Here is a 23,122-nt window from a genome sequence, read left to right as displayed (position 1 = left end):
AAAAAACTTTAATTGAAGAGTTTGATCATGGCTCAGATTGAACGCTGGCGGCAGGCCTAACACATGCAAGTCGAGCGGTAACACAAGGGAGCTTGCTCCTGAGGTGACGAGCGGCGGACGGGTGAGTAATGCCTAGGTATCTGCCCAGTCGAGGGGGATAACAGTTGGAAACGACTGCTAATACCGCATACGCCCTACGGGGGAAAGGAGGGGACCTTCGGGCCTTCCGCGATTGGATGAACCTAGGTGGGATTAGCTAGTTGGTGAGGTAATGGCTCACCAAGGCGACGATCCCTAGCTGGTCTGAGAGGATGATCAGCCACACTGGAACTGAGACACGGTCCAGACTCCTACGGGAGGCAGCAGTGGGGAATATTGCACAATGGGCGAAAGCCTGATGCAGCCATGCCGCGTGTGTGAAGAAGGCCTTCGGGTTGTAAAGCACTTTCAGCGAGGAGGAAAGGTTAAGTCTTAATACGGCTTAGCTGTGACGTTACTCGCAGAAGAAGCACCGGCTAACTTCGTGCCAGCAGCCGCGGTAATACGAGGGGTGCAAGCGTTAATCGGAATTACTGGGCGTAAAGCGTACGCAGGCGGTTTGTTAAGCGAGATGTGAAAGCCCCGGGCTCAACCTGGGAACTGCATTTCGAACTGGCAAACTAGAGTCTTGTAGAGGGGGGTAGAATTTCAGGTGTAGCGGTGAAATGCGTAGAGATCTGAAGGAATACCGGTGGCGAAGGCGGCCCCCTGGACAAAGACTGACGCTCAGGTACGAAAGCGTGGGGAGCAAACAGGATTAGATACCCTGGTAGTCCACGCCGTAAACGATGTCTACTCGGAATTTGGTGTCTTGAACACTGGGTTCTCAAGCTAACGCATTAAGTAGACCGCCTGGGGAGTACGGCCGCAAGGTTAAAACTCAAATGAATTGACGGGGGCCCGCACAAGCGGTGGAGCATGTGGTTTAATTCGATGCAACGCGAAGAACCTTACCTACTCTTGACATCCTCAGAACTTTCCAGAGATGGATTGGTGCCTTCGGGAACTGAGAGACAGGTGCTGCATGGCTGTCGTCAGCTCGTGTTGTGAAATGTTGGGTTAAGTCCCGCAACGAGCGCAACCCTTATCCTTATTTGCCAGCACGTAATGGTGGGAACTTTAGGGAGACTGCCGGTGATAAACCGGAGGAAGGTGGGGACGACGTCAAGTCATCATGGCCCTTACGAGTAGGGCTACACACGTGCTACAATGGTCGGTACAGAGGGTTGCGAAGCCGCGAGGTGGAGCTAATCTCACAAAGCCGGTCGTAGTCCGGATTGGAGTCTGCAACTCGACTCCATGAAGTCGGAATCGCTAGTAATCGTAGATCAGAATGCTACGGTGAATACGTTCCCGGGCCTTGTACACACCGCCCGTCACACCATGGGAGTGGGCTGCACCAGAAGTAGATAGCTTAACCTTCGGGAGGGCGTTTACCACGGTGTGGTTCATGACTGGGGTGAAGTCGTAACAAGGTAGCCCTAGGGGAACCTGGGGCTGGATCACCTCCTTACCTATACGACTAACTTAMTAGTAATCGTAGATCAGAATGCTACGGTGAATACGTTCCCGGGCCTTGTACACACCGCCCGTCACACCATGGGAGTGGGCTGCACCAGAAGTAGATAGCTTAACCTTCGGGAGGGCGTTTACCACGGTGTGGTTCATGACTGGGGTGAAGTCGTAACAAGGTAGCCCTAGGGGAACCTGGGGCTGGATCACCTCCTTACCTATACGACTAACTTRATAGTTGTTGAGTGTTCACACAGATTGCTTGTTTGTCTCGAAAGAGGCGAGCGACACTTGTTCTGCCTTGTTGCAGTAACAATGCTCTTTAAAAATTTGGAAAGCTGATAGTAATAATCGAAAGATTATTGCGAAATTAAAAATTGAGTTCTCAAAACACTTAACATTAAGTGTCTTGGCTTACGAAAGTAAGTGAAAATTCTAATTTTGGCGAAAGTAGAAACCATTAGTTGCGATACGACTGTTTTGTCTACCCTGATAAAACAAACGGATAATCTCATAGAGACTTATTTGGGTTGTATGGTTAAGTGACTAAGCGTATATGGTGGATGCCTTGGCAGTCAGAGGCGATGAAGGACGTAGTAACTTGCGAAAAGCGTTGGCGAGCTAGTAACAAGCATTTGAGCTAACGATGTCCGAATGGGGAAACCCACTAGCATAAGCTAGTATCATTAACTGAATACATAGGTTAATGAGGCGAACCCGGGGAACTGAAACAAGCGCAGCGGCACAGGGTGATAGCCCCGTACATGAAAACTAACTTTATGTGAAAACGAGTAGGACGGGACACGTGACATCTTGTCTGAATATGGGGGGACCATCCTCCAAGGCTAAATACTCCTGACTGACCGATAGTGAACCAGTACCGTGAGGGAAAGGCGAAAAGAACCCCTGTGAGGGGAGTGAAATAGAACCTGAAACCGTATACGTACAAGCAGTGGGAGCGGTTCTTGAGACCGTGACTGCGTACCTTTTGTATAATGGGTCAGCGACTTACATTTTGTAGCGAGGTTAAGCGAATAGCGGAGCCGTAGGGAAACCGAGTGTTAACTGCGCGTTTAGTTGCAAGGTGTAGACCCGAAACCCGGTGATCTAGCCATGGGCAGGTTGAAGATTGAGTAACATCAATTGGAGGACCGAACACACGTATGTTGAAAAATGCGGTGATGACTTGTGGCTGGGGGTGAAAGGCCAATCAAACCGGGAGATATCTGGTTCTCCTCGAAAGCTATTTAGGTAGCGCCTCGAGCGAATACCATTGGGGGTAGAGCACTGTTAAGGCTAGGGGGTCATCCCGACTTACCAACCCTTTGCAAACTCCGAATACCAATGAGTACTACTCGGGAGACACACGGCGGGTGCTAACGTCCGTCGTGAAAAGGGAAACAACCCAGACCATCAGCTAAGGTCCCAAAGTTATTGCTAAGTGGGAAACGATGTGGGAAGGCTTAGACAGCTAGGATGTTGGCTTAGAAGCAGCCATCATTTAAAGAAAGCGTAATAGCTCACTAGTCGAGTCGGCCTGCGCGGAAGATTTAACGGGGCTAAGCAATACACCGAAGCTATGGGTACTAGACTTTGTCTAGTGCGGTAGAGGAGCGTTCTGTAAGCCGTTGAAGGTGAAGGGGTAACCCACACTGGAGGTATCAGAAGTGCGAATGCTGACATGAGTAACGATAAAGGGGGTGAAAAACCTCCTCGCCGAAAGACCAAGGGTTCCTGTCCAACGTTAATCGGGGCAGGGTGAGTCGACCCCTAAGGCGAGGCCGAAAGGCGTAGTCGATGGGAAACGGGTTAATATTCCCGTACTTCTGCTAACTGCGATGGAGAGACGGAGAAGGCTAGGCTAGCGCGGCGTTGGTTGTCCGCGTTTAAGGTTGTAGGCTGTACACTTAGGCAAATCCGGGTGTACTTAAGGCTGAGAGCTGATGACGAGGTCCTAAGGGACTGAAGTAGTTGATGCCATGCTTCCAGGAAAATCTTCTAAGCTTCAGGTTAGCAGGAATCGTACCCCAAACCGACACAGGTGGTCGGGTAGAGAATACCAAGGCGCTTGAGAGAACTCGGCTGAAGGAACTAGGCAAAATGGTACCGTAACTTCGGGAGAAGGTACGCTGCTGTTGGTGATGGGACTTGCTCCCTAAGCTGACGGCAGTCGCAGATACCAGGTGGCTGCAACTGTTTATCAAAAACACAGTACTGTGCAAACTCGCAAGAGGAAGTATACGGTATGACGCCTGCCCGGTGCCGGAAGGTTAATTGATTGGGTTATCTTCGGAGAAGCTCATGATCGAAGCCCCGGTAAACGGCGGCCGTAACTATAACGGTCCTAAGGTAGCGAAATTCCTTGTCGGGTAAGTTCCGACCTGCACGAATGGCGTAATGATGGCCACGCTGTCTCCAGCCGAGACTCAGTGAAGTTGAAATTGCGGTGAAGATGCCGTATACCCGCGGCTAGACGGAAAGACCCCGTGAACCTTTACTATAGCTTGGCACTGAACATTGAACCTACATGTGTAGGATAGGTGGGAGACTTTGAAGCATCGTCGCTAGATGGTGTGGAGTCGTCCTTGAAATACCACCCTTGTAGTTTTGATGTTCTAACCGCGGCCCCTGAATCGGGGTTCGGGACAGTGCCTGGTGGGTAGTTTGACTGGGGCGGTCTCCTCCCAAAGAGTAACGGAGGAGCACGAAGGTTGGCTAAGTACGGTCGGACATCGTACGGTTAGTGCAATGGCATAAGCCAGCTTAACTGCGAGACATACACGTCGAGCAGGTACGAAAGTAGGTCATAGTGATCCGGTGGTTCTGTATGGAAGGGCCATCGCTCAACGGATAAAAGGTACTCCGGGGATAACAGGCTGATACCGCCCAAGAGTTCATATCGACGGCGGTGTTTGGCACCTCGATGTCGGCTCATCACATCCTGGGGCTGAAGTCGGTCCCAAGGGTATGGCTGTTCGCCATTTAAAGTGGTACGCGAGCTGGGTTCAGAACGTCGTGAGACAGTTCGGTCCCTATCTGCCGTGGGCGTTGGATGATTGAAGGAAGCTGCTCCTAGTACGAGAGGACCGGAGTGGACGAACCGCTGGTGTTCGGGTTGTTATGCCAATAGCATTGCCCGGTAGCTACGTTCGGAATCGATAACCGCTGAAAGCATCTAAGCGGGAAGCGAGTCCTAAGATGAGTCATCCCTAGGAATTTAATTCCTCTAAAGAGCCGTTCGAGACTAGGACGTTGATAGGTCAGGTGTGTAAGCGTTGTGAGGCGTTGAGCTAACTGATACTAATGACTCGTGAGGCTTAACCATACAACCCTGATGGGTTTTGTATGAGAGACTAATGTTTCTAACGGGAAGCGAGTCCTAAGATGAGTCATCCCTAGGAATTTAATTCCTCTAAAGAGCCGTTCGAGACTAGGACGTTGATAGGTCAGGTGTGTAAGCGTTGTGAGGCGTTGAGCTAACTGATACTAATGACTCGTGAGGCTTAACCATACAACCCTGATGGGTTTTGTATGAGAGACTAATGTTTCTACTTAAAATGCTCCATGCATTTTTAAGTATTTCCTCCATCCATGGAGGTCATCCAAAATTAGAATRAAGCACTTAATGTAGTGTGAACTCAAAACTTAATTTCAATTACTTGCCAAGGCGAGTAACAGCTTTTCAAATTTACCAAATTTGTCTGGAAACCATAGAGCTGTGGTCCCACCTGAATCCATTCCGAACTCAGAAGTGAAACACAGTATCGCCGATGGTAGTGTGGGGTCTCCCCATGTGAGAGTAGGTCATTTCCAGGCGCTAAACATTGCTTTCCTCATAGAGAAAAGCGAGTCTCCTAGCCCTGACAAGCTAGCGACTTAAAAAGAATTTAGCATCATGCGTAAGCACTTTGCTAAAGGAGCGGTAGTTCAGTTGGTTAGAATACAGTGAAACACAGTATCGCCGATGGTAGTGTGGGGTCTCCCCATGTGAGAGTAGGTCATTTCCAGGCGCTAAACATTGCTTTCCTCATAGAGAAAAGCGAGTCTCCTAGCCCTGACAAGCTAGCGACTTAAAAAGAATTTAGCATCATGCGTAAGCACTTTGCTAAAGGAGCGGTAGTTCAGTTGGTTAGAATACCGGCCTGTCACGCCGGGGGTCGCGGGTTCGAGTCCCGTCCGCTCCGCCAACATTAAGATGAAAGCCTCTGCAGCAATGCAGAGGCTTTTTTCGTTTTGTAATATTTATTAATCTAGTCGTGACGTCGCGGATGAATCCGCCCCAGCTACGCTTCGCTTCGCGTTGGTAAGCTCACAGCTATCGCTGTACTCACCCACAAACATTACGATAAGCCCTGCTAGAAATAGCAGGGCTTTTTCGTATGCGTGTTTCAAAGGGAAAATCAAATCGAAATGCGTAAGCAGTTTGCTAAAGGAGCGATAGCTCAGTTGGACCGAAATTGTTCCAGACAATCTCTAGCATTTGCTCCATCCATGGAGCTTTTAGACTCTTTTAAAAAGAAAGCGGCCTGTTACGCCGGGGGCGCGGGTTCGTAAGCTTACAGCTATCGTTGTACTCACCCACAAACATTAAGAAGAAAGCCTCATCGAAAGATGAGGCTTTTTTTCGTTTTGATGGACGTTAGGTCTAGTTTTTGTAAAAAGTTCAATAGAAAGTGTATACACTGATCACGGATCAACAAACTAACTACCAGCTTGCTGTATAGTATGTGATGTTGCACAACCCTCTATGAGCTGATAGAGATATAATGTGCGTTGTACAAGTTAAGGTAAGAACATGAATTGTCGTTTAGGCTGCGGTGCTTGTTGTATTGCGCCATCTATTACCACTAGCATCCCTGGGATGCCCGATGGAAAGCCTGCTGGGGTTAGATGTATACAGCTAGATGATAACAACTTGTGTAAACTGTTCGGGCAAGCAGAACGCCCAGCTGTATGCGGTTTATTTGCGGCTACAGAGGATGTTTGTGGTAAGACTGATACTGAGGCTTTGTGGTTAATTAGCTCTCTAGAAACGGCTACCAGCGCTTGATAATACCTTTAGAGATCTCTTTATATACTTATTTTACGGATTGTTAATCAATGCAGTTAACTCGTTATACAGATTATGGTTTAAGAACGCTAATGTATTTGGCATTGCATTCTGAGCGTGAGTCGCTTTTCCGTATTTCAGAGATCACGGAAGTGTTTGATCTGTCGGCAAACCATATCTCTAAGGTTGTTCATCACTTAGGTAAACTTGGGTATTTGCAAACGATTCGTGGCAAGAGCGGCGGCTTTAGACTCGCAAAGCCTGCAGCTGAAATAAACATTGGCCAAGTCGTGCGTGCTCTAGAAAACTCTTTAGCGCCAATCGATTGTAGTAAGCCTTACTGTTTATTTACACCTGCTTGTAAGCTTAAAGGCGTATTAGGTGATGCCGTTGATGCCTATTTAGCGGTATTAGATGGTTACACCTTAGATATGATCGTGACCAACAAACAGGAGCTTAAGTCGCTGTTGCCTGATCTGTCTATCTCAATCCTGCAGTAACACCCGCTTAGCCGATATTTTTGCGTTCACGCGTTGCGGTAGCAATTGCGACGTGTGCACCAGCTCAATCTCCTCGTTTGCCAACCTGTGTAAGTTTGCTATCAGAAAGCTAATTGTTTCAGGGTAGGGGTGGGCGATCACCACGATATTACTTTTTTCATGTGCTAATGAAATGGCATGTTGAAACTGTTTCTCTAATCCAGCTTGTGAGCGGTCATTATCTAAAAATATCTCTCTTCTGAGTAACGGTATCCCGATAGTTTCAGCCATGGCGCCCGCTCGGGTGTATTTGGTGGTCATACTATCGATAAAGTAAATATTGTGTTGCTGCAGCGATTCCATTACCCAACGCATCGGATCATCTAACTGCGTAAGTAAACTGCCCATATGATTATTAGCCCCGCTGGCATAGGGCACACTGGTAATAGAGTCCTTTAGCTGTGACTTGAACTCCGCTTCTTCCATTGCATTTGTTAAGGCGCCAGGACCAATCGCTTTACCATTTAGCGCTTGCATCGGCAGATGGACCAATATTTCATTGCCTTGATGATAGGCTTCGGAAGCTAGGCTCTTACCTAAAGGGGTATGTGGCAATATTGAAAGAGTGATATTCGAAGGTAGGCTCAGCACAGCCTTATCAGATTGACGATATCCAATATCGTCAATGATGATGGCTATTTTGCTGGCGAATACACTAGCGCTCGGTAACAGTAGAAAGAGTAATAATAGGAAATAGCGCACTGGTTGTTATTTTTCAGCCTTAATCCATGCAATCGCTGAGTTGACTAGTTTGTCTTTAGCAACAGACTCACGGAGTGAATTTGTGTCGATTATAGGCATACTTTCATCTTCTGATACAGCATCAAGTTCAATTTTTATATCTGGTTCAATACCTTTTGAGTGTATGTCATTACCATTTGGGGTGGTGTATTTGGCGATGGTGAGTTTTATCGCGTTGCCATCCATCAGGGTTGGGATAAGGCTTTGTATGGTTCCCTTACCAAAGCTGGTTTGCCCAATTAATTGGGCACGGCCATTATCTTGCAATGCTGCAGCGAGGACTTCAGAGGCAGAAGCTGAGCCCTTATTGATTAATACGGTCATGGGGATATTGGTTGCCATGGTTTGTGGTGAGGCGTAATAGTCTGAATTTGCGTCGAAGAAGCGCCCTTCTGTCGCCACGATGCGGCCTTTATCTAGGAACAGATCGGCGATAGTTATAGCTTGATCCAGCAACCCGCCAGGGTTATTCCGTAAATCGAGTATGATCCCATTCAGTTCTTTGGGTTGCCAGAGAGAAAGTTGCTTCACTAGTTCTTGAGTGGAGTTTTCTTGAAAGCTAGAGAGGCGGATGTAGCCTATGTTGTTATCTAGAATCTCCGCTTCTATAGGGTTGATCGCGATAAGGCTTGGCTTGAGAGTAACGGAGTAATGAACGTCTGAGTTGGCTCTCACCATTTCAAGCTCAATCGGAAGGTTATTTAAGCTATGCTGCTTAATCTCATCGAGAATGCTCTCTAGTTTATCTGCTTTAACCCATTGCTTGTTGAGTTTGATGACGCGATCGCCAGGTTTAATGCCAGCCGCTTCTGCGGGTGACTCAGCAAAGGGCGTCACTATGGTTATTTGGTCATTATCGGTTGCAATTTCGACACCAAAACCAAAATATTCGCCATTGTTAATCTCCTGCATGCTGGCGAAGGTTTGTTTATCAAGGAAGCTTGAGTAGGGATCGAGCTTATTGAAGATGCCTTCGATAGCAGCCTCTATAAGCTCATCTTCGGTGAGTTTTTGTACGTAGTAGGTCTCAATGGTGTCGATGATATCGAGAAGCACTGGGTAGCTTAAGTGAGACTTGTATTCTTGAGTATGCTCTTGCCCAGATAGAGTAATCGATAACCCTAATGCTAATCCGGCTGCAAGACAGCAAAAGTAACGAATGCACTGTGACATATTAACCCCTTATATCTTAAAGGGGTTATGGAGTCTAACGTTTGCAATACCTTGCTGGATCGACAGCTTGCCCCTTGTGCCTTACCTCAAAGTATAGGCCAGGCTCTGTCTGTCCACCCGAACGTCCGACCAATGCGACAGGCTCGCCTTTACTCACTGAGTCACCAGCACTCTTAAGTAATGCTTGTGCATGGCCATATAGACTCATATATCCTTTACCGTGATCGACGACTAAAACCATACCAAAGCCACGTAGCCAGTCGGCATAAATAACCTTGCCGCCTGCAATTGCGTTAACATTTTGACCTTCTGCGGCTGAAATGATGACACCTTTCCATTTCACTTGCCCTGAACGCTTGCTGCCAAAGGCTGATCTTATGCGTCCGTTAGCTGGCCATTTGAGTTTGTTGCGGCTCGATAAACCCTCATATGATGGGTTATTCTTCATTGCCGTCAGCGCTTGTTCGACTACTCGTTTTAGGCTGGCCTCTTCAATTTGAAGCTGCTCTAGCTTAGCACCGCTACTGTTTAATGTTCTTTGTAACTGGGTAAGGGTATTCTGTCTCTGGGACTGTTCTTGGGTTAGCTTTTTAGCTTGCTGCTGCTGTTCAAGCACCAGTTTATTGAGTCGTCTCTGCTGTTCTTGCTGCTTAGCTTGAACTTCATCCAGCTCTTTCAGGGTGGTTTGTAACTGATTAATAGACTCCATGCGGGCTTTATTAAGATACTGGTAATAGGCCAGTAGTCGCTCGATACTGGCCGGAGACTGTTGGTTTAACAGCATCTTGGTGTAATCGTGATTACCTGCTAAATAGGCACTCGCGAGTTGATTTGAGAGAGACTTCTGTTGCGCCGTTTTTAACTTATTTAATTGGACCTGTTTGGCGTCTAGCTCGGCAATTTTTTTGTCGGTTTGTGCTAAGTCCTGTCTAGTGTGATTGACTTTTTTTGCAGCTCGAGCAATCGCTTTTTCATCATCTTTCAATAGAGAGATCAATTGCTCCCTCTGTTTATTGGTATTTTTTACAGCCGACTGCTGCTTGTTAATCTGGGCTTGAATCGATTTTAGCTCAGACTGGCGACGCTCAAGATCGGTCGCATGTACCATTAAAGGAAGTGATAGAAAGCCAGCAATAATGCTGGCTTTGATAAAAAATCGAATGTTCAATTGTTAACTCTTACTCTTTGAGTTTTATTATCGAGCGACCTGTCATCTCTGCAGGCACTTGTTGTCCCATCAAGGTTAACATAGTCGGCGCTAAATCACTTAAACGTCCGCCTTTTTCTATCTCTGCGTCACGTCCGACATAGATGAGTGGTACTAGCTCGCTAGTATGGGCAGTATGAGCTTGCCCCGTTTTCTCATCGGTCATCTGCTCGGCATTACCGTGGTCGGCTGTAATCAAGCATTCGCCTCCGACTTTCTCTAGTGCTTCAACGACTCGGCCAATACAGCTATCGACCGCTTCACAGGCTTTAACCGCAGCATCGAAGTTACCGGTATGACCTACCATGTCACCATTAGGATAATTACAGATGATCACGTCATATTCTGTAGACTCAATGGCTGCAACGAGTTTGTCGGTAAGCTCTGTTGAGCTCATCTCAGGCTGAAGGTCGTAGGTTGCCACTTTCGGAGATTGAACCAGAATGCGATCTTCGCCCTTGAATGGCTCCTCTTTGCCGCCGTTGAAGAAGAAAGTCACATGAGCATACTTTTCTGTTTCAGAGATACGTAGCTGTGTCAGATCGCGGTTCTGTAAGGTCTCGCCTAAGGTGTTCACTAAGTCGCTCGACGGATAAGCAATTGCGGCGTTAATGTCGGCGGCGTATTCGGTCAGCATTACGAAGTTGATCTTAGGTGTTACAGCTCGTTCGAAGCCATCGAAGTCGCTATCAACAAAGCTGCGGGTGATTTGGCGGGCGCGATCGGCACGGAAGTTCATGAAGATAAGTGCATCATTATCTTCAAGTTTAGCTATCTTTCCCTGTGCATCAGGAATCGCTGTGCTAGCAACAAACTCATCGTTTTCATCACGAGCGTAAGCGGCTTCGATAGCTTCAACCGCATTGGCTGCTTGGTGTAGGCTCTTACCTTCGGTGATCAGCTCGTAAGCTTGAGAGACGCGATCCCAGCGGTTATCTCGATCCATAGCGTAGTAACGGCCAATGATAGAGGCGACTTGACCCGTACCTAAGGTGTTAAATAGCGCTTCAAAATGTGCCAGTTCAGGCTTTGCGCTGCGAGGTGGTGTATCGCGACCATCTAAAAAGGCATGTAGATACACTTTTTTAGCACCACGCTTTACCGCAAGGCGGCACATGGCTTCGATATGATCTTGGTGACTGTGAACGCCACCTGGAGATAAGAGACCCATGATGTGCACCGCACCATCGGCTTTGATTGCGGCGTCTACCGCAGCAGTCAGTGCAGGATTGCTATCAAACTCTCCATCGTCGATAGACTTACTGATGCGAGTGAGTTCTTGGTAGACGATACGGCCAGAGCCAATATTGATATGTCCGACCTCAGAGTTACCCATCTGACCATCGGGTAGGCCTACATCGATACCTGAACCTGAAATTAAACTGTTTGGATATGTCGCATTTAACTGATCAAGAACGGGCGTATTGGCATGAAAAACAGCATTTTTCTGAGTGTTTTCACGGTAACCCCAGCCATCGAGGATCAGCAATGCCAACGGGCGTTTGCGTGTCGTCATGGTAGTACCTTTAAGTTTAAAAAAATAAGATTTAAATCGGAATTGGTTAAATATTACTACCAATTATGGTCGGGTATAAAGTTATTTACCCAGATTGCCGTTATCGAATTGCCTGATCGAAGCGCTTTCAAGGCTGCTCTATCTCTACAAGCGTGACTAACATTCTGTATTCTGCCTGAAGCAATGGTATACTCTGTGCCCTCATTATATTTGGCCCTAAAAATAGTAGGCAGTAACGATGCAAGAATATATGGAATTTTTTAAAGCTAACCCTATGTTAAGCGTAGCTTGGGTTGGTTTGTTTATCGGTGTTATCGTCATAACGATTAAGACAAGCGTTTCTAAAGTAAAAAATGTCAATCATCAAGAAGCGACTATGATGATCAACAAGCAAGACGCCAAAGTAGTCGATGTGCGCGGCAAAGAAGAGTTTAAGAAGGGTCATATCGTTGGCGCTATCAACGTTCCGCTAGCCGATATAAAAAATAATCAGCTTAAAACCCTTGAAAACTCAAAAGCCAGTCCCATTATAATGGTATGCAACGCTGGCATGACTTCGTCTCAAGCTGCTCAACTGATGGTTAAGCACGGTTTTGAAAACGTGAGCAACCTGAAAGGTGGTATGGGTGAATGGCAGTCAAATAACTTGCCTGTTTCAAAAAGCAAAAGATAGAAGTGAAAGATTGAAGTGTTAGTGTAGCCATTGCTTTTTTGTTGAGTAATTGATTAGAGTGTTAGCTCTCAACTTATTGTGGTTACCAGCATTGAACTGAGGGCGAGTTCCCTCCTAAAAAGCGTCTGTTGACTAAATAAATTAAAAACCGGGATAGCAAACTAGGTTTCCATACCAAGCTTGCAAAGCCCTGAGACTGGCTCTTTTGAAGTAGCCTCATTAACATTTTTTTAAGGTAGGATAGTATGTCTGAAGTAGCAAACAACGAACAACAAGGTCCACAATTCAACATTCAACGTGTTTACACAAAAGATATCTCTTTTGAAACACCAAACAGCCCAGCTGTTTTCCAGAAAGAGTGGAACCCAGAAGTTAAGCTTGATCTAGATACTCGCAGCAACAAACTATCTGATGACGTATATGAAGTTGTACTGTCTTTGACTGTTACAGCTAAAAACGGTGAAGAAACTGCTTTCCTATGTGAAGTTCAGCAAGCGGGTATCTTCGCTATCGCTGGTCTAACTGAACAGCAGCTAGCTCACTCTCTAGGTGCATACTGCCCTAACGTTCTTTTCCCATATGCTCGCGAAGCAATTGGCAGCCTAGTAAGCCGTGGTACTTTCCCACAACTAAACCTAGCGCCAGTTAACTTTGACGCATTATTTGCTCAGTATGTTCAACAGCGTCAAGCTGCAGCAGCTGAAGCTCCAGCAGAAGAAGCTAACGCTTAATAGCATGAAAAACACTGCCGACATTACGGTACTGGGGGCGGGCTCTTACGGGACCGCCCTTGCCATTTCTTTAGCAAGCAATGGCCACAGAACCATGCTTTGGGGCCACGAACCCGAGCACATAGAAAACCTGATAAACGACAAGTCTAACGAAGCGTTTTTACCGGGTATTCCATTACCAGACCTATTAATTCCAGAGGCTGACTTAGCGACGGCATTAGCTGCATCTAACAATGTGCTAGTAGTTGTGCCTAGTCATGTTTTTGGTTTAGTGCTGAACCAAGCCAAACCGCTGCTGCGTAAAGACTCTCGTATTGTTTGGGCGACCAAAGGCCTAGAGCCTGAGACTGGCCGTTTAATACAAGATGTTGCTCGCGAAGTGTTAGGCGATGAGTATCCACTAGCCGTATTATCGGGGCCGACGTTTGCTAAAGAGCTTGCTGCTGGCATGCCGACAGCGATTTCGATAGCGGGTACCGACCCACTGTTCACTAAAGACCTAGTCGAATTACTGCATAGCCCTAAGCGTTTGCGCGTTTATGCTAACGATGACTTTATTGGTCTGCAGCTTGGCGGCGCAGTTAAAAACGTTATCGCGATTGGCGCAGGTCTGTCTGACGGTATCGGTTTTGGTGCCAATGCGCGTACCGCACTGATCACTCGCGGCCTCGTTGAGCTGACTCGACTTGGTGAAGCATTAGGTGCTCAAGGTTCAACCTTTATGGGCATGGCGGGTCTTGGTGACTTGGTACTGACTTGTACCGATAACCAATCACGCAATCGTCGCTTCGGTTTAGCATTGGGCAAAGGCTCAGATGTTGAAACCGCGCAAGATGAGATTGGTCAAGTGGTTGAAGGGTATCGCAACACTAAAGAGGTCTACACGCTGGCTAAGCGTTTAGGCGTCGAGATGCCAATCACCGAACAGGTTTATCAAGTCTTGTATAAAGGCAAGTCACCAGTTGATGCAGCGAAAGAGCTACTCAGCCGTGAGCAAAAGTCTGAGACATCGTCGGCAGAGTAGTTTTTAACTATTAGACAGAGCAACTTATTGAGTTGATTGAAAACCGAAGCCTAGCTTCGGTTTTTTGTTTTCACGACCGTAATACAGGTCAGTTATTCCTTTCTTTGTGCCTGAATAAGCTCCTCTAACGCAGTAGCCAAGAATAGCCCCCAAAACATGATTGTCCCTAAGAGCAAGAACAGACCATTGCTATGGCCAAGCGAGATACTCAGAACGGCAAGCATATTCACCCCAATAGCTGTACGTTTTAAATAGGTAAATTGTTGGCTTACTTTCATAAAAACCCTTATTAATAAGCAATCTATCCATGAAAAATCGTTAGTCATTCTTACATTATCAAATGCGGACTTATTGAATAAGGGGGGGGGGGGACAAAGTGAAACATGAGCTATCAAGGCAGTTGGCAGCTTAACTCATGGCAAAAGCACTTTTTGTCGAAGCTGGCATAAATACTTCCCTGTATAATTACCACTTCTTGCCATCCATGGCGAAGTTGGGATAAATACTTCCATGTATAAATAACAGTGCTAAAATAGCGCCCCTTTTATGCTCAAAACTTACCCTAGTTTTGAGGCTAGTTACGTTTTTAGGAGTTATCGAGTGAAACATCATGACGTCATCATTATTGGTGCAGGAGCCGCTGGGTTGATGTGCGCAGCGACTGCGGGTTACCGTGGCCGTGATGTATTGGTGCTTGATAACGCTAAACAAGCGGGGCGTAAGATCCTGATCAGTGGTGGCGGCCGTTGTAATTTCACTAATCAAAAGGTCGAGCCGAATAACTTTATCTGTAGCAATGGCCATTTTGTAAAGTCAGCACTGGCACGTTACCGCTCCAGTGACTTTATCGAACTGGTTGAGCGTCATGGTATCGAATATCATGAACGTGACCACGGTCAGCTGTTCTGCAATGACTCCGCCAAAGAGATCGTCACCATGTTGCTTACCGAGTGTGAGTGGGCGGGAGTGCAGATTAAGCTACGCACTGAAATCAGTGATATAAGCAAAAACTCCGATGGTCTGTTTGAAGTCAAAACTGACAAAGAACATTACTCTTGTGAGTCATTAGTTATCGCCACAGGTGGCTTATCTATGCCAAAGCTAGGTGCATCGCCTTACGGATACCATATTGCGCAGCAGTTTGGTTTAAAGGTGCTGTCGACCCATGCAGGGCTTGTACCTTTTACTTGGCATAGTGAGCAAAAGCAGCGCTTCGAACCGCTGTCGGGGATCGCCGTTCCGAGCACGATTACCGCCAAAGATGGCACTCAGTTTAGTGAGGCATTGCTATTCACTCATAGAGGGTTATCGGGCCCCGCTATTTTACAGATCTCCAATTATTGGAACCCTGGCGAGGCGATTAGTATCAACCTGCTACCGGGTGAAGATGTGCGCGCTAAAATCCAGCAAGCACTTGAAGCCAGCCCTAAGCAGAGCCTGCGTAATGCGCTGTCACAATGGTTGCCTAAGCGTTTAGTCGAAGTGCTATTTGACGAGATGTTGCTCAATAAGGCTCTAAACCAACTAGTACATGCCGAACGTGAGCAACTCGCTGTGGATCTTGAGTCGTGGACATTAGTGATGAACGGCACCGAAGGTTACCGCACTGCTGAAGTCACCTTAGGTGGTGTCGACACCGATGAATTATCGTCTAAGACCATGGAAGCTAAATCTGTTCCAGGCTTATTTTTTGCCGGCGAAGTGATGGATGTCAGTGGTTGGCTTGGCGGCTTTAACTTTCAGTGGGCATGGAGCTCTGGTGTGGCTGCCGGACAAGCTGTATAGGTATATCGATAGCAAAAAGAGCACTTAGGTGCTCTTTTTGCTATCTGCAGTCGCTTAAAGATGGAATCAATAACAGCGAGTACCAGACTTGGTTAGTCGCAAATTAGGCGTACCTTGAGTACTGATTCTTATAAACAGCGCGTTTGCTACACGTAATTAAGGATGGCTATTGTGTGGATCCTGATAATGATTTCTCTGCTGTTTTCGCTTGGTGCATGTGATAGCAGTTCAAAGCATGTGGCGCTGAGAAGCTTAGAGTGAAATAAGTCAGGCATTGGAGCTGAAGTAGTATTGATAATGCAACAAGGCGGCTAAACCGCCTTGTTGTTTTATTTAAACTAACTTTTATTTAAGGTCGGGTGAAGAAGAGGGTTTCATCGACTTTATTATCACCATTCTCATCTACACCTAAGCTTAAAACGTCATCGCTAACCGATAAGAATAGCCCCAGTGTTGGATCAAGTGTGAAATCTGTCAGCCCTGCATCACCGTTTGCATCAAAGGTGATATCTACAGAAACTTTATTGCTAGCAGAATCAATACTGTACTCGCCCCATTCCATACCCGACTTTTCATCTTGGTCACTGAAATCCACTTCTGCGTGGACATAAGTTCCATCGTCATAGAATACAAACATAAGCAGATCGTTTTCATCTGACTCGCCATCGATATTTCTTATTAACCAAGGCCCTAGTTCTGCGGTGGTTGCTAAGGCTGTAAAGGTTAGAACTTCATCAATGTTGCCGTCAGCATCTTCATCGACATCTAATATCAAATTGCCATTAACTAACTTGGCGAATAACTGTGGGTCTCCCGTTTCTACCCCAAAGTCATTGAGTCCGACACTACCGTTTTTATCGAAGTTCTGCGTGGTAAAAACACGGTTATCGTTATCACGTTGATAAGTTCCCCATTCCATACCTGACTCTTCAGTTGAGTCATCACTATCGACTTCAAATAATACGTAGGTGCCGTCATTAAAAAAGGTGATACTGAGCAGGTCGTTTTCATCGACACTTGCCAGCCAACTGCCAACAATTCCGACTTGAATATTGTTTTTTGTTAACTCATCGGTCAGGTGCGAAAGCGCCGCTTCTTCAGAAATTAGCTCCGAAACGCTGGTATCTTGTCCACCATTTGCAACTGTTGACAGCACTGCGCTGCTTGCTGCGAATTCGCTAACGGCTAAATCAAAGTTGACAGGTTCAGCGCTGTCTATTGCGGTTTGAGTTATCGTGATGCCATTACTTGGGTTACTATCTTGATCTAAGGTTTGTAGTAGTCTAGCCATGTTGACGACAGAATCTGTTGTCACGTCCTCTGTGTTAGCAATATCAAGTGGCGTGACTATACCCGACGCTTCAGTGGCTGGAAACTCTAAGTCGCCGATATGAAAAGTAACGGTCTCTCCCTCAATATAATCATATCTACCTTCAGTATCCGTTATTCCTTCAAGGGTTTGGGTACGATAACCGATGCCAATTACAGGACTATCAAGGAACAGACCTGATATTGGGGTAGGGGCCACGACTGTTGGGGGCTCTTGTGGCACAGGTGCATTGTCCTCGTCATCACCGCTACAGGCCGTTAGGGTGTAGGTGAGTAATAGTGTTGGAAGCAGTGAGAAATATTGATGTTTATTGGCTGCTCTAAGTGGATTTTTACGCATGTTAAGCTCCATGTTATTTGTTTCCTTGTTTATCGATTTATTTGCTTATAACTCATTTTTTTAGCTAAATTTTTGCTCCGTTTAAAACCGTTGAATGTCTAAGAACAAAATAAACACAAAGAAGCGTTAACAGCTGTGAATTGTTATTAATTCTATTTATTTCAACAATTCAAAGGATTTCAAAAAAATTCAAAATATTCTTAAACCCGCAGGGAAATAGTCAATGACTTAACTATTATTTATACCTATCAGTATGAGAGGTTGGTCTACTCCGAACTGCGCAACTTTTGGTGAGCGATTCGCCCTTTATACTGAATAATATTAAGAGTATGGTGAGTGAAGAAAACGTAGGCTTGCTACCAGTAATTAAGGATGGTTATTGTGCGCATACTGATAATTATATCTCTGCTGTTATCGCTTAGTGCATGTGATAGCGGTTCAAAGCATGTGGCGCTGGGAAGCTTAGAGCGCCAGCGTATTGCACTGACGGCAACCACTAACGAAGTCGTGGTCGCCTTGCCTGTAGCACAGGGGAGTATGGTCACGAAAGGCACAGTGCTGGTGCAACTCGATGATACCCAGCAAAGAGCACATGTTGCTAAGGCGTTAGCCGATGTGGCTCAAGCCACGGCTAATTATGAAAAGTTACTCAAGGGGGCTCGCGAAGAGGAGATAGCCTCTGCCAGAGCAACGGTCGCCGGAGCCCAAGCTCGGTTGCAAGAAAGCGAAGCCAATTACCGTCGAATCGCCAGCATGGCTAAGGACAATCTTGCCAGTAAAGCCGATCTCGACCGAGCCTTAGCTAGCCGTGATGCCGACAATGCTAGCCTTGAGAGCGCTCAGGAAAACCTACGTGAATTAGTGAGCGGTTCCCGTGAAGAGGATATTCGTTTTGCCTTGGCAAACCTGCAGGCTAGCGAGGCTGTGTTATTAGGCGAGCAGAAGAAGCTCGATGACTTAACCATTCGCGCTACTCGCGATGGCATTCTCGATAACTTGCCCTGGAACTTAGGTGAACGCGTGACTCAAGGAAGCCCGCTGGCGGTGGTGCTGGCGGGTAAGGCACCTTTTGCGCGGGTTTATGTGCCTGAGCCATATAGAGTGAGGATAAGCATTGGTGATGCGCTCTTAGTGCACGTGGATGGTATCGACAAGCCCATCGAAGGCAAGGTCAGTTGGATAGCCAATGAGCCTGCTTTCACGCCCTATTATGCGCTAAATCAAGAGGAGCGCTCGCGACTGATGTATCTCGCCGAAGTGCAACTTCCCGACAGCTCGGCTTCATTGCCCAGTGGCGTACCCGCTCAGGTAGAGATGCCATGACTTCATCGGTCATCAAAAACCGCCAGTCGGTCCCCCTGAATAATCAACCGGTCATTAAAACTAAGGCTCTATGCCGAGACTTTGGTAGTTTAAAGGCAATTCAGGAGCTCGACTTTGAGGTTGAGAAGGGCCAAATCTATGGTTTTTTAGGCCCCAATGGTTGCGGTAAGACCACGGCGATTCGCATGTTAACTGGCCTATTGCTGCCGACTTCCGGTGAGATAGAAGTATTAGGGCTCACCTTGCCAAGAGATGCCGAAAAGCTACGCCTTAAAATCGGCTACATGACGCAAAAGTTTTCCCTATATGACGACTTAACGGTTAAAGAAAACCTGAAGTTTATTGCCAAAATCTACGGTTTGTCTCGCAAAGAGCAAACTGCGCGCATAGAAGAGTTGCTGCATACCTACGGATTAGACCAAAAGGCCGATCAGCTTGCCGGTAGTATGAGTGGTGGTCAGAAGCAACGCCTAGGCTTGGCGGCTGCGACCATGCATAAGCCTGAATTACTGTTTTTAGATGAGCCAACTTCGGCTGTGGACCCTGAGAATCGCCGCGATTTTTGGGAGAAATTATTCGATCTGTGTGAACAGGGCACCACCATCTTAGTGTCGACTCACTATATGGATGAGGCGGAGCGCTGCCATAAGCTAGCAATATTAGAGGCTGGGGTTAAGCGCGCAGATGGCTCGCCCGATGAGCTGATGCAAAACATGGGAGCGCAGGTGGTTGAGGTCGAATCTACAAACTTAAGACGCCTTAAGCAAGAGTTACTGGCGCTTCCGGAGGTGATTAGCGCCGCACAGCTAGGCTCTAGATTACGGGTCTTAGTCAAAAGTCATTGCAGTGATCCAGTTGGTTTTTTAAGTGAAAAGCAATCCTTGCCGCTGGATGGGTTAACACTGGTGAGGCCGAGCCTTGAGGATGTATTCGTCACTTGTACGGGGAAGGGGCGTCAATGAAAACGCTTTATCGGTTACAGGCGATTGTGGTTAAGGAGCTGACTCAGCTTAAACGCGACCGAATGACCTTTGGTATGGTGATAATGATCCCGTTGATCCAGCTGATGTTATTTGGCTTTGCGATTAACACCAATATTCGAGATATCCCAGTCGGTGTGGTGGATCAGAGTCAAACGGGCCTGAGTCGAGTGTTAATCCAAACTGTAAGAGCGACTCAGGTGGTGGAGTTTACCGAGCATTTCGTTGATATCGAAACGGCCCATGCTGCGATAGTCAGAGGTGAAGTGCGCGCGGTGTTAGTGATCCCCAAAGATGTCAGTCAGCGTTTAGTGCGCCACAAAACGGTGGGGCTAGGTACGCCGCCCTCCAGCGATGAGGAGACCAGCCGTCCAGTGGCACAGTGGATTGTGGATGGCTCAGATACCATGGTGGCTGCAGCCATCAAAGGCCTGCGCGCCATGCCATTAACTGAGCTACTTGGAATGCCAGCTAATCGAACCACACCCACCTTTGAGGTGGCGTTATTTTATAACCCTGAGCAGCGTACGGCGGTGAATATCGTACCTGGGCTGGTGGGGGTTATTCTCACCATGACCATGATTATGTTCACTTCGGCGGCGATTGTGCGTGAACGTGAGCGCGGTAACTTAGAGATGCTGATCACCACCCCGATCCGCTCTATTGAGCTGATGTTAGGCAAGATCATCCCCTACATGTTTATTGGTATTGTGCAGGTTAGCATCATTCTTGGTTTGGGATACAGCGTCTTTAATGTGCCGATAAACGGCAGTCTATTGCAGCTGGCTGGGGCGACCTTGCTGTTTATTATGGCGAGCTTAACCTTAGGCTTAGTGATCTCGACTATAGCTAAAAGTCAGCTACAGTCGATGCAGATGACTATTTTCGTGCTGCTGCCTTCCATATTGTTATCGGGATTTATGTTTCCCTATGAAGGCATGCCACTCGAGGCGCAATACATTGCCGAGGCGCTGCCTGCGACTCATTTTATGCGGCTGATCCGTGGTGTCGTGCTGCGAGATGTTGAAATTATCGATATGACCTATGACGTGACTTGGTTGGCGGTATTTACGGTGATCGGGCTGGTTGTGGCATCTATGCGCTTTAAAAAGAATTTAGGCTAGCTAAGTTAATAGCAGATGCTGCTTCATCATTCGCTAGCGTTAATAATGAATAACTAGTCGTAGCAGGCCACTGTTAAAACGCTTGATTAAAAACTTGTTACTTTAAGGTCGTTGCTTAAAGGGGCTAGATTTTAGAAAGATATCGGTGTGGCGTTAATAAACTCGCTCCAAGTTGAGAGGTCGTGCTGATAAAAAAATAAGCCGCGCCAATGGGGAGAGCATTAGTCGCGGCTGAATATTTATATCATCAGCCACTAGTTATAACCTCGGATGTAGCTAGGCGTTTCATCCTCTCGTTCTTCCGCCTGAGCATGTTTCTCTTTAAGCTCAGACTCATTATCGGGGACTTTACATAGAGCGAAGTCGCTCTGGTTATAGACATTAAAAAAGTAGTTTTCCATATAAGCATTCCATTGATTAGCTAGTCTGTTTAATTATGTATAGTTTAAAAAATAGCTTTGATCGCATAATGGGAAAATTTATTTACTGTTTGCTGTTATTTAATCTTATTTTTAGCTCTGAGCGGTAAGTTTTAAATATACGTTTTAATATTTGGGTGAAAATGAGAGTCCTCATCGTTTTAATTTTTGTCACGCTATTAAGTGCCTGCTCTAGCGCGCCATCTCAGAGCCTTTCCTCGGGGAAAAGTCCTTCTTTATCGAATACGTCAGAGACAAAAAATCAGTTATTACAGATGCACCGTGAATGGAAGGGGGCGCCTTATCGCTTAGGCGGTATGAGTAAAAAGGGGATAGATTGCTCAGGATTTGTGTTGCTGACCTTTCAAAGCCGCTTTGGTCGGCAACTACCTAGAACCACGGCGCAGCAAAGAGAGTTGGGCAAGAGTGTCAGTAAGAGTCAGTTACGCGCCGGTGATCTGGTGTTTTTCAAAACTGGCTGGAGCACTCGCCATGTGGGAATTTATATCTCAGACTCGCAATTCTTGCATGCCTCGACTAGCCAAGGGGTAATGATCTCTAGTTTGAATAATAGCTATTGGAAGCAAAAATACTGGTTATCGAGAAGGCTGTAATATAATGGGTATAACGGCCTCAAGGTGCGAGCATTAGCTTGCACCCTGAGACTGTATCAATAGTCGCTGTTAGAAACGGCGCCCCACAGAGAGTAGCAGCTGATCCCAGTTTAAGAAGCCGTATTCGAGAAACACGTTCCATTCATTCTTAGGGCCGAAATCATACACCATACTCACTGACATATTGTGGCTCTCAGAGCTAACTAGGTGGACGTCATAGTCGATGGCAATCCCGCCAGGTCTTCCGAGTAGTGGAATGTTGAAGTCATAACTACCCCCAATTTTCTGATTGATCATCTGGTAGTTATAACCGACTAAGAATGCCAGCTTGTCACCACCGATATCGTATCTTTGCCCCATACGGATTGAGCCGATATAGGTTTGAATTGTGCTATCGGTGGTGGTTGTCCATGAATTAGTAAATGCAGCCACACCGGTAAAAATAAATGGGTGCATACCGGGGATCACCTCTGCTTGGCCTGCAAGCACCGCACCTAGGCCTAGGTTATACGCCGTGTACTCGATAGGAATAGGCAGCACCATGTCGATACCGCCATTGCCTAACCCTTGAGCATTGCTTAGATCCGCAAGGATATCTTTATGGCCCTTGGTGTAGCCTGCAAGGCCATAGACGTTAAGGAAGGGCAGTACCCAAGCATCGGCTCTTAGCTGAATACTTTCATCTTCTCCGGTAATGATCACGTCATCGGCGGGGATCACCACATTGGCGTTAAGGTTGTTTAACCAGCCACTGCCCGATAGGCCAAGGTTGAAGTTGTCTTTGGCATCGTAAGCAACCGACTGCTTGTTGTAGTAAATATTAAAACCGACAGGAATAGGTAACTCGTAGCCAAGCTCGCGTGCCTTATCACCCCAAATGGGCAGGTGGCTCCAGTGAGCAGGTTGTTTGCGTTCGATGTCTGTCGTATCGCTATTGTTGGCCCACACATTAGAGGTGAAGGCGCTAAGTAGCATCACAATAACAAGATGTTTGTTCATTTAT

At 46.7% G+C, this 23,122-nt stretch carries 18 protein-coding genes, 1 tRNA gene and 3 rRNA genes; 14 read left to right on the top strand and 8 right to left on the bottom strand.

Annotated elements, in window-relative coordinates; all coding sequences use genetic code 11:
* Positions 1–9 precede the first annotated feature (9 nt).
* The 6 genes from L1D44_RS04565 to L1D44_RS04540 all read left to right on the top strand — a co-directional run bounded on the left by L1D44_RS04565 (position 10) and on the right by L1D44_RS04540 (position 7,101).
* Positions 10–1,552: ribosomal RNA gene (locus tag L1D44_RS04565) — 16S ribosomal RNA — on the top strand.
* A 535-nt stretch (positions 1,553–2,087) separates the two neighbouring features.
* Positions 2,088–4,876 (top strand): 23S ribosomal RNA (locus L1D44_RS04560).
* 375 nt (positions 4,877–5,251) lie between these two features.
* Positions 5,252–5,367, top strand: a 5S ribosomal RNA gene (rrf, locus tag L1D44_RS04555).
* The 16S, 23S and 5S rRNA genes sit together here with 1 tRNA gene alongside, the layout of an rRNA operon.
* Positions 5,368–5,661: 294 nt before the next feature.
* Positions 5,662–5,738, top strand: a tRNA-Asp gene (locus L1D44_RS04550).
* A 608-nt stretch (positions 5,739–6,346) separates the two neighbouring features.
* The gene (locus L1D44_RS04545) at positions 6,347–6,601 is read left to right on the top strand and encodes a YkgJ family cysteine cluster protein (protein WP_220768029.1); all 255 of its coding nucleotides are present in this window, start codon (positions 6,347–6,349) and stop codon (positions 6,599–6,601) included.
* A 50-nt stretch (positions 6,602–6,651) separates the two neighbouring features.
* Positions 6,652–7,101 (top strand): Rrf2 family transcriptional regulator, encoded by a 450-nt coding sequence (locus L1D44_RS04540; protein WP_239889002.1) that lies wholly within the window; start codon positions 6,652–6,654, stop codon positions 7,099–7,101.
* Here L1D44_RS04540 and L1D44_RS04535 read toward each other — a convergent pair.
* The 4 genes from L1D44_RS04535 to gpmM are packed head-to-tail and all read right to left on the bottom strand — an operon-like array spanning position 7,087 to position 11,777.
* On the bottom strand, positions 7,087–7,842 hold the full coding sequence (locus L1D44_RS04535; RefSeq protein ID WP_239889001.1) for a divergent polysaccharide deacetylase family protein: 756 nt from the start codon (positions 7,840–7,842) through the stop codon (positions 7,087–7,089). The genes L1D44_RS04540 and L1D44_RS04535 overlap by 15 nt on opposite strands.
* A gap of 6 nt (positions 7,843–7,848) precedes the next feature.
* The gene (locus L1D44_RS04530; RefSeq protein WP_239889000.1) at positions 7,849–9,054 is read right to left on the bottom strand and encodes a S41 family peptidase; all 1,206 of its coding nucleotides are present in this window, start codon (positions 9,052–9,054) and stop codon (positions 7,849–7,851) included.
* A 34-nt stretch (positions 9,055–9,088) separates the two neighbouring features.
* Positions 9,089–10,222 (bottom strand): peptidoglycan DD-metalloendopeptidase family protein, encoded by a 1,134-nt coding sequence (locus L1D44_RS04525; RefSeq protein WP_239888999.1) that lies wholly within the window; start codon positions 10,220–10,222, stop codon positions 9,089–9,091.
* Between the two features lie 10 nt (positions 10,223–10,232).
* The gene (gpmM, locus tag L1D44_RS04520) at positions 10,233–11,777 is read right to left on the bottom strand and encodes a 2,3-bisphosphoglycerate-independent phosphoglycerate mutase (RefSeq protein WP_239888998.1); all 1,545 of its coding nucleotides are present in this window, start codon (positions 11,775–11,777) and stop codon (positions 10,233–10,235) included.
* Positions 11,778–12,015: 238 nt separating this feature from the next.
* On the opposite strand from gpmM, the gene L1D44_RS04515 reads away from it, so the two are divergent.
* The 3 genes from L1D44_RS04515 (at position 12,016) to gpsA (ending at position 14,205) form a co-directional block, all read left to right on the top strand.
* A complete protein-coding gene (locus L1D44_RS04515) occupies positions 12,016–12,450 on the top strand; it encodes a rhodanese-like domain-containing protein (protein ID WP_239888997.1) in 435 nt (144 codons plus the stop codon).
* Positions 12,451–12,695: 245 nt separating this feature from the next.
* The gene (gene secB, locus L1D44_RS04510) at positions 12,696–13,181 is read left to right on the top strand and encodes a protein-export chaperone SecB (RefSeq protein WP_202723677.1); all 486 of its coding nucleotides are present in this window, start codon (positions 12,696–12,698) and stop codon (positions 13,179–13,181) included.
* A 4-nt stretch (positions 13,182–13,185) separates the two neighbouring features.
* Complete coding sequence (gene gpsA / locus L1D44_RS04505) at positions 13,186–14,205, top strand: NAD(P)H-dependent glycerol-3-phosphate dehydrogenase (RefSeq protein ID WP_239888996.1); 1,020 nt, start codon at positions 13,186–13,188, stop codon at positions 14,203–14,205.
* A gap of 92 nt (positions 14,206–14,297) precedes the next feature.
* Here the strand turns inward: gpsA and L1D44_RS04500 are convergent, their stop codons facing one another.
* Positions 14,298–14,483 (bottom strand): hypothetical protein, encoded by a 186-nt coding sequence (locus tag L1D44_RS04500; protein WP_239888995.1) that lies wholly within the window; start codon positions 14,481–14,483, stop codon positions 14,298–14,300.
* 322 nt (positions 14,484–14,805) lie between these two features.
* Here L1D44_RS04500 and L1D44_RS04495 point away from each other — a divergent pair, with 322 nt between their 5' ends.
* Positions 14,806–15,990 carry an NAD(P)/FAD-dependent oxidoreductase gene (locus L1D44_RS04495; RefSeq protein ID WP_239888994.1) on the top strand — a complete coding sequence of 395 codons (1,185 nt, stop codon included), beginning with the start codon at positions 14,806–14,808 and terminating at the stop codon, positions 15,988–15,990.
* Between the two features lie 349 nt (positions 15,991–16,339).
* On the opposite strand, the gene L1D44_RS04490 is transcribed toward L1D44_RS04495, so the two are convergent.
* Positions 16,340–17,659 carry a hypothetical protein gene (locus L1D44_RS04490; RefSeq protein WP_239888993.1) on the bottom strand — a complete coding sequence of 440 codons (1,320 nt, stop codon included), beginning with the start codon at positions 17,657–17,659 and terminating at the stop codon, positions 16,340–16,342.
* Positions 17,660–18,031: 372 nt separating this feature from the next.
* Between L1D44_RS04490 and L1D44_RS04485 the strand changes: the two genes are divergently transcribed.
* Genes L1D44_RS04485 through L1D44_RS04475 form a run of 3 tightly spaced genes read left to right on the top strand, consistent with a single transcriptional unit; the run spans position 18,032 to position 21,086 of the window.
* The gene (locus tag L1D44_RS04485; protein WP_239888992.1) at positions 18,032–18,982 is read left to right on the top strand and encodes an HlyD family efflux transporter periplasmic adaptor subunit; all 951 of its coding nucleotides are present in this window, start codon (positions 18,032–18,034) and stop codon (positions 18,980–18,982) included.
* The gene (locus L1D44_RS04480; protein WP_239888991.1) at positions 18,979–19,944 is read left to right on the top strand and encodes an ABC transporter ATP-binding protein; all 966 of its coding nucleotides are present in this window, start codon (positions 18,979–18,981) and stop codon (positions 19,942–19,944) included. The genes L1D44_RS04485 and L1D44_RS04480 overlap by 4 nt, the downstream gene beginning before the upstream one ends.
* Entirely contained in the window at positions 19,941–21,086 is a 1,146-nt protein-coding gene (locus L1D44_RS04475; protein ID WP_239888990.1) for an ABC transporter permease, read from the top strand. The genes L1D44_RS04480 and L1D44_RS04475 overlap by 4 nt, the downstream gene beginning before the upstream one ends.
* A gap of 254 nt (positions 21,087–21,340) precedes the next feature.
* Here the strand turns inward: L1D44_RS04475 and L1D44_RS04470 are convergent, their stop codons facing one another.
* Entirely contained in the window at positions 21,341–21,487 is a 147-nt protein-coding gene (locus tag L1D44_RS04470; RefSeq protein WP_239888989.1) for a hypothetical protein, read from the bottom strand.
* A gap of 161 nt (positions 21,488–21,648) precedes the next feature.
* Between L1D44_RS04470 and L1D44_RS04465 the strand changes: the two genes are divergently transcribed.
* Positions 21,649–22,119, top strand: a complete 471-nt coding sequence (locus tag L1D44_RS04465) for an NlpC/P60 family protein (protein ID WP_239888988.1) — start codon at positions 21,649–21,651, stop codon at positions 22,117–22,119.
* 69 nt (positions 22,120–22,188) lie between these two features.
* Here the strand turns inward: L1D44_RS04465 and L1D44_RS04460 are convergent, their stop codons facing one another.
* Positions 22,189–23,118, bottom strand: a complete 930-nt coding sequence (locus L1D44_RS04460; RefSeq protein ID WP_239888987.1) for a hypothetical protein — start codon at positions 23,116–23,118, stop codon at positions 22,189–22,191.
* Positions 23,119–23,122: the final 4 nt, after the last annotated feature.

It is taken from the genome of Shewanella sp. Isolate13 (assembly GCF_022398325.1).
In the GTDB taxonomy this organism is placed as follows: domain Bacteria; phylum Pseudomonadota; class Gammaproteobacteria; order Enterobacterales; family Shewanellaceae; genus Shewanella.
Note: the sequence above shows the minus strand (reverse complement) of the source record. Positions and strands in the feature narration are given on the sequence as shown.

What these genes read in the sequence shown, in the direction of transcription:
- secB (WP_202723677.1), top strand. Translation starts at nt 12,696, where the DNA reads ATGTCTGAAGTAGCAAACAACGAACAACAAGGTCCACAATTCAACATT.
- L1D44_RS04470 (WP_239888989.1), bottom strand. Translation starts at nt 21,487, where the DNA reads ATGGAAAACTACTTTTTTAATGTCTATAACCAGAGCGACTTCGCTCTA.
- L1D44_RS04475 (WP_239888990.1), top strand. Translation starts at nt 19,941, where the DNA reads ATGAAAACGCTTTATCGGTTACAGGCGATTGTGGTTAAGGAGCTGACT.
- L1D44_RS04545 (WP_220768029.1), top strand. Translation starts at nt 6,347, where the DNA reads ATGAATTGTCGTTTAGGCTGCGGTGCTTGTTGTATTGCGCCATCTATT.
- L1D44_RS04515 (WP_239888997.1), top strand. Translation starts at nt 12,016, where the DNA reads ATGCAAGAATATATGGAATTTTTTAAAGCTAACCCTATGTTAAGCGTA.
- L1D44_RS04480 (WP_239888991.1), top strand. Translation starts at nt 18,979, where the DNA reads ATGACTTCATCGGTCATCAAAAACCGCCAGTCGGTCCCCCTGAATAAT.
- L1D44_RS04530 (WP_239889000.1), bottom strand. Translation starts at nt 9,054, where the DNA reads ATGTCACAGTGCATTCGTTACTTTTGCTGTCTTGCAGCCGGATTAGCA.
- gpsA (WP_239888996.1), top strand. Translation starts at nt 13,186, where the DNA reads ATGAAAAACACTGCCGACATTACGGTACTGGGGGCGGGCTCTTACGGG.
- L1D44_RS04490 (WP_239888993.1), bottom strand. Translation starts at nt 17,659, where the DNA reads ATGCGTAAAAATCCACTTAGAGCAGCCAATAAACATCAATATTTCTCA.
- L1D44_RS04540 (WP_239889002.1), top strand. Translation starts at nt 6,652, where the DNA reads ATGCAGTTAACTCGTTATACAGATTATGGTTTAAGAACGCTAATGTAT.
- L1D44_RS04465 (WP_239888988.1), top strand. Translation starts at nt 21,649, where the DNA reads ATGAGAGTCCTCATCGTTTTAATTTTTGTCACGCTATTAAGTGCCTGC.
- L1D44_RS04500 (WP_239888995.1), bottom strand. Translation starts at nt 14,483, where the DNA reads ATGAAAGTAAGCCAACAATTTACCTATTTAAAACGTACAGCTATTGGG.
- L1D44_RS04460 (WP_239888987.1), bottom strand. Translation starts at nt 23,118, where the DNA reads ATGAACAAACATCTTGTTATTGTGATGCTACTTAGCGCCTTCACCTCT.
- L1D44_RS04485 (WP_239888992.1), top strand. Translation starts at nt 18,032, where the DNA reads ATGGTTATTGTGCGCATACTGATAATTATATCTCTGCTGTTATCGCTT.
- gpmM (WP_239888998.1), bottom strand. Translation starts at nt 11,777, where the DNA reads ATGACGACACGCAAACGCCCGTTGGCATTGCTGATCCTCGATGGCTGG.